The sequence below is a fragment of the Burkholderia sp. Ac-20392 genome (assembly GCF_017104585.1).
In the GTDB taxonomy this organism is placed as follows: domain Bacteria; phylum Pseudomonadota; class Gammaproteobacteria; order Burkholderiales; family Burkholderiaceae; genus Burkholderia; species Burkholderia lata.
The window spans coordinates 1-234 of sequence record NZ_JAAGPB010000790.1 but is presented as its reverse complement, the minus strand read 5'-3'; the positions used below and the strand labels follow the sequence as shown (position 1 = coordinate 234).

The following is a 234-nucleotide window of genomic DNA, read 5'->3' as shown; positions in this document are numbered from 1 at the left end:
TCACACATCAGTAGAACGCCTTGCATACCCTCGCTCACTCGCTCGTTGCTGCTGCTACACGTGCGCTACACACGTATGTTCTCCTCGCTGACATGCGCGCTATCTCCGGTTCGACACTCTCACTGCTCTCTTTCTCGATGATTCTAGGCCTGCTAATCTTTAGTGCATTCATCGTTCGCTACTCACATCTTGCTTTACCGACTTTTTTTTTTTTTTTTTTCTTTTTTTTTTTTA

At 44.9% G+C, this 234-nt stretch carries 1 protein-coding gene; it reads left to right on the top strand.

The window, feature by feature from the left end; genetic code table 11:
• Nucleotides 1-20: 20 nt before the first annotated feature.
• A partial coding sequence (locus G3N99_RS38240) for a hypothetical protein (protein ID WP_206124971.1) occupies nucleotides 21-234 on the top strand: 214 nt, incomplete at its 3' end.